This is a genomic window from Tannerella forsythia 92A2 (assembly GCF_000238215.1).
Lineage (GTDB): Bacteria > Bacteroidota > Bacteroidia > Bacteroidales > Tannerellaceae > Tannerella > Tannerella forsythia.
On record NC_016610.1, the window covers coordinates 3,146,799 to 3,158,638 of the forward strand.

The window sequence follows — 11,840 nt, forward strand, 5'->3', positions numbered from 1 at the left end:
AGGGGCCATCCGGAGATCGTTCCTTTTCGGAACATGAAATCAATATAAACCATTTAATAAAGATAACATGAAAATAGTAAAACTCTTATTCGTTGGTGTCATTCTCATGGCTTGCGACCGCTTACCGGATATCCGTTCAAATGCGCGCATGGCTTATCATTTCGATGAACCGGCCACTCTTTGGGAAGAATCTTTTCCGCTCGGCAACGGCCGTATCGGACTTATGCCCGACGGAGGCATTGAAAAAGAAAATATCGTCTTGAACGAAATCTCGATGTGGTCCGGCAGTAAACAGCAGACCGACAACCCCGCAGCGCAGAAGTCGCTGGGCCGAATCCGCGAGCTGCTCTTTGCCGGACGTAATGATGAAGCGCAGGAACTCATGTATGACACCTTTGTCTGCTACGGCGATGGCAGCGGACGGGGAAGTGGCGCGAATAAGCCCTACGGTAGCTATCAGTTGCTGGGCAATCTGATGCTGGACTTCACATACGATGCCGCAGACGATGCACAAGTTTCCGACTACCGGCGTGAGTTAGACTTGGAGCAGGCACTGACGACGCTGTCGTTCCGTAAAGGGAAAACGGAATACTCGCGCGAAGTGTTCACCTCGTTCGCAGACGATGTGGCCGTTATCCGCCTGAAAGTAAACAACGGGCGCAAGCTGCAATGCCAAATCGGGATGAACCGACCGGAGCGCTATGCCGTGAGAGCCGAGAACAGCGAGCTTGAAATGCGCGGAAGGCTCTACGAAGGAGACGCGTATAAGACGAAGGAACAGCTCGAACGAGAAGAAGCCATGCGAAACCGCACAAACAACTCGGACAGCATCCCTGCGGCAGAACAGAAGACGATGCCGGGAGCCGAAGACGGTCAGGGCGTCCGTTACGCTTCACGCGTACAGGTGGTGCTTCCCAACGGGGGTGAAGTGAAAGCCTTCAACGATACGACGCTCATTGTTGAAGAGGCTTCCGAGATCATCCTGTTGGTAGGAATGGCCACCGACTATTTCGGTAAAGCGGTCGATGCACAGATCGATTCGTTGCTCACGGCTGCCGCAAGCAAAAGTTATGAAACGCTGAAAGAAGAACATATCCGAGCCTATCAGGAGCTTTATCATCGGGTAGCCGTCCATTTCGGACGGAACGCGCAAAAAGAAGCCTTGCCGATGAATAAACGTCTCGAAGCATTTCAGAACGACAAGAACGACCCCTCATTGCTGGCTTTGTATTATCAGTTCGGCCGCTATCTGCTGATCTCGTCGACACGTCCCGGACTGTTGCCGCCCAACCTCCAAGGGCTTTGGTGCAATACGATTCATACCCCGTGGAACGGAGACTATCATCTCAACATCAACCTGCAGATGAATCTTTGGCCGGCTGAAACAGGAAATCTGTCGGAGCTTCATCTGCCGTTGATCGAATGGACGAAGCAGCAGGTCGAGAGCGGACGACAGACGGCAAAAGCTTTTTATAACGCTCGCGGATGGGTGACGCATATCTTAGGGAACGTATGGGAATTTACGGCGCCGGGCGAACATCCTTCGTGGGGTGCGACAAACACTTCGGCGGCGTGGCTTTGCGAGCATCTGTACACGCACTATCTGTTTACACTCGACACGGCTTATCTGCGAGACGTATACCCTGTGATGCGTGAATCGGCTCTTTTCTTCGTCGATATGCTCGTCGAAGACCCCCGCAGTCACTATCTGGTAACGGCCCCGACTACCTCGCCCGAAAATGCCTACGTGATGCCTAACGGAAAAAAAGTGAGCGTCTGTGCCGGTTCGACGATGGACAATCAGATACTCCGCGAGTTATTCTCCAACACCATTCAGGCTGCCCGACTGCTGAAAACGGACGAAGAGCTTGTGCAAACGCTGGCCGCTTACCAAGCACGTCTGATGCCTACGACGATCGGCCCCGACGGACGTATCATGGAATGGTTGGAGCCTTATGAGGAAGCAGAACCGCATCATCGCCACGTCTCCCACCTGTACGGCTTGTATCCGGCCAATGAAATTTCGCCGGAACGGACTCCCGACCTGGCCGCTGCCGCACGCAAAACACTCGAAGCGCGCGGGGATGAAAGTACCGGCTGGTCGATGGGCTGGAAAGTGAACTTCTGGGCGCGTCTGCACGATGGAGAGCATGCTTACAAGCTGTTGGCCGACCTGCTCAGACCTTCCCTCCGCAAAGACATGGACATGAAACACGGGGGAGGCACATATCCCAACTTGTTTTGTGCGCATCCGCCGTTCCAGATCGACGGAAACTTCGGAGGATGTGCCGGGATTGCCGAGATGCTGGTACAGAGCCATAACGGATACATCGAATTTCTGCCGGCACTTCCTACGGCATGGAAAAACGGTGAGTTCAAAGGTTTATGTGTGCAGGGAGCAGGCGAAGTACATGCTCAATGGAGCGACGGCGAGTTGCTTCATGCCGGACTGAAAGTAAAAAAAGACGGGACTTTCCGCATCAAGATGCCTGAAAGCATGCCTGTTCTGGAAGTTCTGCTGAATGGAAAGGCTGTCTCATGTCCGATTGTCGATGGAATGATTGTCATGGATTTACATGCAGCCGATGAACTCGCAGTAAACATGAGAAAAGACAGCTAAAAAAGATTCAGAAAGGAATGTTTTATGTTCATTTTATCCGTTAACAGATAAACGCCTTTGTTTTACTTTGTATCTTTGTACCCCAAAATTGAAGGAAATGAAACAGTTTATTTTTTTATGGATGGCGGTTATCCTGCCTTTTTGTGCTATGGCACAGGAAGTGCTGACACTGGATCAGTGCCGTCAGTTGGCGATTGCGAACAACAAAGAGCTGAAAGTAGCCGGTAAACTGGTAGACAAAGCAAAGGAAGAACGTCATGCGGCACGCACGAAATATTTTCCGCAAGTTTCGGCCGTGGGAACGTATATACGAAACAGCAAAGATATTGAGCTTGTCGACTATAGTAAATTTTCTTCCTTGTCGTCCATTACAGCCCCCATGCTTCAAAAATTTCCGGAACTGGGACTTATCCTCCCGCAGGTCATGGAAAAGATGAAGGATGCTACCCATCTCGATATTCGCAATGTCTGGATAGGCGATGTATCTTTGGTACAGCCGGTTTTTATGGGTGGAAAAATTGTGTCCTACAATCAGATCACGACTTATGCCCGTGAGCTGGCCGAGTCGATGCACGACACGAAGTTGCAGGATGTGATCTACCGAACCGATGAAACATACTGGCAGGTGATCTCATTGGTCAACAAAAAGAAACTGGCCGACGCGTATGTCGACCTGCTTCGGAAGATGGATAACGATATCACCGCGATGATTCAAGAAGGTGTGGCCACGAAAGCAGACGGTTTAACGGTGAAGGTGAAGCTGAATGAAGCGGAGATGGCACAAAACAAAGTCGATAACGGCTTGGCGCTGTCGCGTATGCTGCTGGCTCAAATCTGTGGGCTGGAGATGGGAAGCCCGATAGCTCTGGCCGATGAAGAGATTGATTATCTCACAGTGCAGCCGGTATCTTCGCAAGCTCATACAGAAGAAGCCTTCAGTAATCGTCCCGAACTGAGAAGCCTCGAGCTTGCCACAAAAATTTATCGTAAGAAGGAACAGATCGCATTGGCCGAGATGTTACCGAGCGTCGCGCTGACAGCCAACTACCTGATCACAAATCCAAACTCGCACAACGGCTTTAAAAATGAGTTTTCCGGCATGTACAATGTCGGCGTGATGGTGAAAGTTCCTTTGTCCGGTTGGTGGGAAGGAACGTACAGGCGTAATTCGGCCAAGGCTGAAACGGTGATCAAGAAGCTGGAGCTCGAAGACGCGCGTGAGAAAATCGAGTTGCAGGTAAATCAATCGGTATATAAAGTCAACGAGGCAGGAAAACAGTTGACCGCTTCGATGAAAAATATGGAGAAAGCGGAAGAGAATCTTCGCTATGCCAATTTGGGCTTTGAGGAAGGCGTGATCCCGGCGCTGAACCTGATGGAAGCACAGACGGCCTGGGTCTCGGCGCGTTCGCAGCTGATCGATGCGCAGATTGAGGTCAAGCTGACGGAAGTTTATCTGCACAAAGCCTTAGGAAAGCTGACGAAATAATCGGAAATTTGAGTTATAACGAACATTTATACATTCTATAATTTATACACGATGAGTGAGAAAAAATATTCGATCAACAACATGCTATTGGCCTTTATTGCCGTACTGATAGTCATAGGCTTAGTTGCATTAGCCGGTTTTTTCCTGTTGTCGCCTCCCGACGAGATCATTATGGGTCAGGCCGAAGCAACTCAGGTACGTATTTCGGGTAAAGTACCCGGACGCATTGAATCGTATCGCTTTGGCGAGGGAGACAAGGTGCGTGCAGGCGACACACTGGTATTCCTCGATACCCCTGAGATTATGGCCAAGCTGCAACAGGCCGAGGCTGTCCGTCAGGCTGCTGAGGCACAGAATACCAAAGCAATGACCGGCGCCCGTTCACAAGAAGTTACCGGTGCTTACGAGTTGTGGCAGAAGGCGAAAGCAGGGCTCGATATTGCCCGGAAATCGTACGATCGCGTACAGCATCTCTACGAGCAGGGCGTGATGTCTGCTCAAAAACGTGATGAGGCAGAAGCCAATTATCATGCGATGGTTGCCACCGAAAAGGCGGCTCGTTCACAGTATGAGATGGCGAAAGAAGGAGCGCGCCGTGAAGACAAGATGGCTGCCTCGGCACTCGTCCGACAAGCGAAAGGTGCGGTGGCCGAGGTGCAATCCTACATCGACGAACGGGCTTTGGTTTCACCTATCGACGGGGAGATTGTAGAGCGCTTCCCCGAGGTGGGAGAGTTAGTGGGAACAGGCGCCCCCATCATGAACATTGCCGACCTGAACGACTTGTGGATCACGTTCAGCGTACGGGAAGATTTACTGAGTGATATCAAGATCGGAAAAGAGGTCAAAGGCTTTATTCCTGCCCTTCATAATCAGGAAGTGACGATGAAGGTCTATTTCATGAAAGCCATGGGCACGTATGCCGCATGGAAGGCCACAAAAGCAACCGGCCAGTTCGATGCAAAAACGTTTGAAGTGCGTGCACGCCCCATCGAAAAAATAGCCGATCTGCGTCCCGGAATGTCTGTTATCATCAAGCGTTAAGGGGAGAACTATGACCATCCGGGAAGGCATACGAAGTTTGAAGCAGATATCCGTACGGGAAATCCGCAGGCTCTGTTTGAACCCGTTGTATTTCTTTTGTATGATTGTCGCGCCGATTGGCAGTCTGTTCTTTCTCATGACATTGATGCAAGACGGACTACCGACGAATCTTCCGGTAGCAGTCGTCGACTTGGACAACACCCCCACATCGCGCCAACTCATTCGCCAGTTGGATGCTTTCGAGCAGACTTCGGTAGCGATGCAGTGCGCTTCGTTCGAAGAGGCGCGCAGGGAGATGCAGAAAGGAAATATTTACGGAATCTATCATATCCCGAGAGGTTTTCAGCGTGAAGCCTCATCAGGCAAACGACCGAAACTGTCGTTTTATACGAACGGATCGTTTCTGGTCGCAGGATCGTTGATGTTCCGGGATATGAAAACGACATCGGTATTGGCCGGTGGAGCCGTTGGCCTTCGGATCGGAGAAGCCAAAGGATATACGACAGCCCAGATCATAGCGCAAATACAGCCGATAGTCATCGATACGCACGCAATCGGTAATCCCTGGCTTAATTATTCGATCTACCTGAACAATGCGATTATGCCCGGACTATTACAGCTGCTGATATTTATCGTAACGGTTTTCTCGATCGGAACGGAGATCAAAGAAAGGACATCACGCGACTGGCTGAATATGGGGCATGACTCCATTACCGTGAGTGTGATCGGAAAGTTATTGCCTCACACCGTAATCTTTACGGCTATCGGGTGGTTGATCTGCGCGATTCTTTACGGATATAACGCCTTTCCGCTTCATTCGGGTTGGATACCGATGCTCGTTGCCATATTTCTGTTAGTAGTCGCCTCACAGGCGCTCGGGGTTTTTATGATCAGCGTACTGCCTACGGTGCGGTTGGGGCTTAGTTTAGCCTCTCTTTTCGGTATGTTAGGCTTTTCGATCTGCGGACTCTCCTACCCCGTATCGGCGATGTATCCCGAATTTCATGCCGTATCATACCTCTACCCACTAAGGCATTACCTGCTGATTTACATCGACCAGGCACTCAACGGACGTGAATTGGTATACACATGGGGAGAATATGTATGGCTTGCCGGCTTCCTCCTGCTGCCTGTCATCATGCGCAGGTATCTGAAGAATGCGATGCTCTATTTTCATTACATTCCGTAAAAATAACGAACGATGAAAAGAGAAAAAAAATTATCCGGCATCATCGCCGAAGGCATCCGGGACTTGTTTTATATCTGGAGAGAAGAATTGAAAGCAATCTTCAAAGATAGCGGCGTAATGATCTTTTTCTTCTTGGTTCCATTAGCCTATCCGCTGATTTATTCGCTGATCTATCATCCTGAAACGGTACATGATGTCAAGGTCGTTGTAGTCGACCAGAGCCAATCGTTTTACAGTCGTGAGTTTGTACGCCGTGTAGATGCTACTCCGGATGTACAGATCGTTCGCTCGTGTACCTCAATGGACGAGGCGCAGACCATGCTGAATAAAAAAGAAGCGTACGGCATCCTGTTGTTTCCGCCCGAGTTCAGTAAGAACCTGCATTCGGGACAACAAGCGACCGTTTCCCTCTATTGCGATATGAGTCTGTTGCTTTATTACAAGGCGATGCTGCTTTCCGCGACAGAGGTATCGCTCGAAATGGGGGGTGAGATACATGCGCAGAACCGGCCGCAATCGACCGAACAACTAAAAGAAATAGAAATCGACCCGATCCCATACGAATCAACGGCATTATTTAATCCGTCGAACGGTTTTGCCAGCTTTCTTCTGCCGGCAGTACTGATCCTGATTATCCAGCAGACGCTTGTGTTGGGCATCGGTATGTTGGGAGGTACGGCGCGTGAACGTAACAAGTTTCACCATCTCGTACCGATCGACCGGCGTTTTAAGGGAACCCTGCGCGTCGTACTGGGTAAATCACTCGCTTACGTCGTAATCTACATTCCGGTATGTATCTGGACACTGATCGTGGTACCCAAGTTCTTTTCGTTTCCAAGTGTCGGGTATCCATGGGACATCCTGCTGTTCTTATTACCCTACCTTTTCGCGTGCATCTTGATGTCCATTACGATTTCGGGCTTTATGCGCACCCGCGAGTCGCCAATGATGATATTCGTCTTTATGTCCGTGATTCTGCTCTTTATCTCAGGCATCTCGTGGCCGACAGAGGCATTCCCCATCTATTGGAAAGCACTCGGTAATATGTTTCCTTCAACACCGGCCATACGTGGTTTCGTTCTGATTAAGAGCTGTGGCGCCTCATTGCACGACGTGGCGCACGAATACCGGATACTCTGGATACATACCGGCATATATTTCATCACGGCGGCGCTTGTCTATCGTCGTCAGATTATCCGTGTTCGCCGAAAAATGCTCCGGCAATATAAAGAAGCCAAACTCCGGAGGGGATAGAATGAAACCGAACAAATGCAAAGCATGGATACGGGCGGCACGACCGCAAACGCTGGCGGCATCGGTCAGCCCGGTATTGGTGGCCTGTGCATTGGCCTACAGAAACAATGTCTTTCAGTGGATGCCCGCAGTACTGTGCATGGCCGTTGCCGTGCTGGCACAAATAGCAGCCAACTTCTTCAACGATTATTTCGACTTTAAAAAAGGAGCCGATACCGAAGAACGTCTGGGACAGCAGCGGGCAGTCGCTTCGGGATGGATTACTCCCAAAACGATGCTGACCGGAGCTTTCGTCACATTATCCGCCGCCTCTCTTTGCGGCTTTGCTTTGCTAATCTACAGCGACTGGTGGCTGATTTTTGTCGGACTCGCTATTGCCCTCTGTGTGCCGGCTTATACGGCCGGACCTTATCCGCTGGCTTATCACGGGCTGGGCGATCTGGCCGTGCTGTTGTTCTACGGTGTTATTCCCGTATGTTTTACTTATTACATACAGGCACAAGAGTTTGCATGGACAGCCGGCTGGCTTTCAGTGGCCATGGGACTGCTTTCCGTAAATATCCTGCTGGTAAATAATGTGCGCGACAGAGAGCAAGACGCGCAGGCCGGTAAACGCACGACAGTCGTCATGTTCGGACGACGTTTCGGAACCACACTTTATCTGATCAACACGCTGCTGGCCGTGGCTTGTTCCTGGCCGGTCTATCTTTATCGTAGCCGGAACATCTGGTTCCTGTTTATTTTCTTTCTGATGATCGCATGGCTTGCGTGGCAGGAGCTGTCCCGTCAGCATGGCACCGCCCTCAACCATACGCTCGCAATCACAGCCCGCAACGTCCTGCTCTATGCCTTTCTGCTGATCTATGTATTGGTTTTCTAAGATTGCGACGTTTCCCACATACATCATCACGACGCTTGCACCTTAATCTTCGTATGCAAAAATTCTTTTTTCTAAAATATTCTTTGTAAAAACCGCCCAATAAATAAAAAAAATGTAATTTTGTGGGAAATCAGTTAGTTTCGGCTGTACGGGCTTTTATCGCTTTTGCGTCATTAAAACAACCATCGGCCGGCTAACCGAAATGTTTTATAACTAAACAAACAACAATACGATGACAAATACATTTATATACCGTTCACAATGCCCCATTCCAATCGGGCAATATTCTTTATAACTACAGTTACTTATGAACAGAAAAAGATTTTTTATTGGCTTCCTGTGCTTTTTGTGTGCAGGAATGGTTACTGCCCAGACGCTTGTGCAGATCAGGGGCAGTGTAGTAGATGAAACGGGCGAGCCGGTGATCGGGGCCAACATTCTGGTGAAAGGTACGACACAGGGCACGACGAGCGACGTCGACGGGCAATTCTCGCTGTCGGTCGATCGCATACCGGTCACATTGCAAATCTCGTACATCGGTTATGCACGCCAAGAGGTAGAGGCCGTGTCGGGAAAAACGGTCAAAGTACAGATGACGCCGGACACGCAGATGATGGAAGAAGTGGTAGTCACCGGCTACGGTACGTTTAAAAAGTCGGCTTACGCCGGATCGGCCTCGAACGTAAAAGGCGAGAAGATGAAAGACATCCCTGCCGTGACGTTTAAAGACCTTTTGCAGGGAAACGCCTCCGGAGTGCAGTTCTCCTCGTCGTCCGGACAGCCGGGCGCCTCGTCGTCGCTGAGAATCCGCGGTATGGGATCGTTCAATGCAAGCAATGCCCCGCTTTATGTGATCGACGGCGTACCGATGCGCGCCGGAACCGTTAACTCGATCAACTCGAAGGCAGGCCTCGACATCATGTCGACCCTCAACAGCTCCGACATCGAAAGCATTACCATCATCAAGGATGCCGCCGCCGCATCGCTCTACGGCTCACGCGCAGCCAACGGCGTGGTGCTCATCACCACCAAACGCGGCAAGGCCGGCAAACCCTCCGTCCAGTTCAAAGCCGACTGGGGCGAGTCTGACTTTGCCATGGAATACCGGCCGATTATGGGCGGAGAAGAACGGCGTCAATATATCTATGACGGACTGAAGGCCGGCCAGATCAAAAAAGGAAAAAGCGAAGAACAGGCTCAGGCTTATGCCGACAAGCGGATCGACGATCTTGCCCCCGTGCCGTGGTGCGGCTATGTAGACTGGGACGATGTGCTGCTTCAAAAAGGCAGCCACCGGTCGTATGAAACATCGATTACCGGAGGCACGGAGCGGTTTAGCTATTACTCCTCTCTGGCCTATCTGAAGCAAGACGGCCTCTCCCGGAGGTCAGGGCTGGAACGCATCAGCGGACGTCTGAATGTCGACTACCGCGCCACCGACAGGCTGAAAATCGGCGCAAACATTTTATTTGCAACCGTGAACCAGAAAGTGTATTCCGAAGGCACGTCCTACTCCTCTCCTTTTTATACTTCGCGCAATGCCGTCGTTCCCTCCGACCCGGTCTACAACGAAGACAATACGTGGAACCGCGAACTGATCCGCGTCGGCGACCGTAACCCGGCACTGGTGGCTGCTTACGACTTCCAGCGCGAATACGTAACCCGCGCTTTCAATACCCTTTACGGAGAATACGAGTTTATCAAAGACCTGAAATTCAAATCGACCTTCAGCTACGACTACGTAAATACGAAAGGACGCGAATGGTACGACCCGCGCACCTCGAACGGCGACGATAAAAACGGAGGCATGATAAAGAAATTCTATGAATACAAGAAAATGGTATGGGCCAATCAGCTGAGCTATAAAACAACCCTGGCCGAAAACCACCATGCCGATGTACTGGCAGGATATGAAATCGACGACCAGTACCGCGACTTTCTCTCGGGCTACGCCACCAACTTCGCCACGCCGGAAAAGAACGAGATCAGCAACGGAATGAAAACCGAATCGGTCAGCGGAAACGATATCCGCACCCGAATGGTTTCCTACATCTCGCGCCTGAATTACGACTACCGTAACAAATACTATCTGGGCGGCAGCTTCCGTACCGACGGCAGTTCGCGCTTCCACCGCAGCAATCGATGGGGCAGCTTCTGGTCGGTATCGGCCGCATGGCGCGCCATCGAAGAAGATTTTATGTCGCCTGCCACCAACTGGCTGACCGATCTGAAAGTCCGCGCCTCCTACGGAGTGAACGGTACGCTCCCCTCCAGTTACTTCGGGTACATGGGGCTGAGCAGCCTCACCAACGGCTACCTCGAACAGCCCGGCATCATCCGCTCACAAATGATGAACAACGACTTGCAGTGGGAAACAAACTATAACCTCAATCTGGGTTTAGACTTCGCCCTGTGGAACCGGATCAACGTAACCCTCGAATATTATACCCGCATCACCCGCAACCTGCTCATGGATCGCCCGATCTCCATGACCAACGGCTTCGACAGCTACCTGATGAATATCGGCGAGGTGAAGAACCAGGGGATCGAACTCGATATCAGTTCAACAAATGTGAAAACAAAAAACTTCTCATGGAACACAACCTTCAACATTTCGCATAACCGGAACGAAATCGTGAAATTAGACGGCTTGCAGACGGAGATCATCAGCGGCAACCAAATCCGCAAGGTCGGGAAACCCTACCGCACATTCTACCTGATCGAATTTGCAGGGGTAAACCCCGAAACCGGCGCTCCACAGTTCTATACGAACGAGACGGACAAAGACGGCAATTTACGGAAAGATATCACCGAATCGGCCGGGCAGGCACGCGCCACCGTACTGGACAAGCATGCCGAACCCGATATAATCGGAGGACTGTCCAATATGCTTCGATACAAATGGTTCGATCTGAATTTCATGTTCTCCTGCCAGTTCGGAGGGTATTCCTACGATACGTGGGCGCAGAAAACCGAACACGGAGGCAATGATATGAAAGCCAACATCCCGACATACTACCGCAACAGCTGGAAACGCCCCGGCGACGTTACGGATTACGAACTGTTTTACGAAGAACCTGCCGTGGCCATGAATAAAATCTCAACAACACGCAGGCTGCACAGCACCGACTTCGTCCGCCTCAAGACACTGACCTTCGGTGTCACCGTTCCAAAAGCATGGACAAAGAAGCTAAAAATGGACAACCTGCGCTTCTATGCCTCGGCCAATAACCTCTGGACATGGGCCGCCTATGATTATTACGATCCGGAAGCCGTCAGCGGAGGAACCGCAATCTGGGGTACCCCTCCGTTACGAACAGTCACATGCGGATTCAATATGTATTTCTAACTTGATAAAAATTCA

General features: G+C 50.8%; 7 protein-coding genes. All 7 read left to right on the forward strand.

The annotated features are described in order from the left end of the window. Nucleotides 1-67: 67 nt before the first annotated feature. The 7 genes from BFO_RS12815 (at nucleotide 68) to BFO_RS12845 (ending at nucleotide 11,825) form a co-directional block, all read left to right on the forward strand. A complete protein-coding gene (locus tag BFO_RS12815; RefSeq protein WP_014226207.1) occupies nucleotides 68-2,620 on the forward strand; it encodes a glycoside hydrolase family 95 protein in 2,553 nt (850 codons plus the stop codon). Nucleotides 2,621-2,717: 97 nt separating this feature from the next. Continuing rightward, nucleotides 2,718-4,109, forward strand: a complete 1,392-nt coding sequence (locus BFO_RS12820; protein WP_041590945.1) for a TolC family protein — start codon at nucleotides 2,718-2,720, stop codon at nucleotides 4,107-4,109. 51 nt (nucleotides 4,110-4,160) lie between these two features. After that, nucleotides 4,161-5,153 carry an HlyD family secretion protein gene (locus BFO_RS12825; RefSeq protein WP_014226209.1) on the forward strand — a complete coding sequence of 331 codons (993 nt, stop codon included), beginning with the start codon at nucleotides 4,161-4,163 and terminating at the stop codon, nucleotides 5,151-5,153. Between the two features lie 10 nt (nucleotides 5,154-5,163). Beyond that, complete coding sequence (locus BFO_RS12830) at nucleotides 5,164-6,342, forward strand: ABC transporter permease (protein ID WP_014226210.1); 1,179 nt, start codon at nucleotides 5,164-5,166, stop codon at nucleotides 6,340-6,342. 12 nt (nucleotides 6,343-6,354) lie between these two features. After that, entirely contained in the window at nucleotides 6,355-7,596 is a 1,242-nt protein-coding gene (locus tag BFO_RS12835; protein WP_014226211.1) for an ABC transporter permease, read from the forward strand. 1 nt (nucleotide 7,597) lies between these two features. Continuing rightward, on the forward strand, nucleotides 7,598-8,476 hold the full coding sequence (locus tag BFO_RS12840) for a 1,4-dihydroxy-2-naphthoate polyprenyltransferase (protein ID WP_014226212.1): 879 nt from the start codon (nucleotides 7,598-7,600) through the stop codon (nucleotides 8,474-8,476). A gap of 358 nt (nucleotides 8,477-8,834) precedes the next feature. After that, nucleotides 8,835-11,825, forward strand: coding sequence for a SusC/RagA family TonB-linked outer membrane protein (locus tag BFO_RS12845; protein WP_046472601.1), 2,991 nt, complete (start codon nucleotides 8,835-8,837; stop codon nucleotides 11,823-11,825). Nucleotides 11,826-11,840 lie beyond the last annotated feature (15 nt).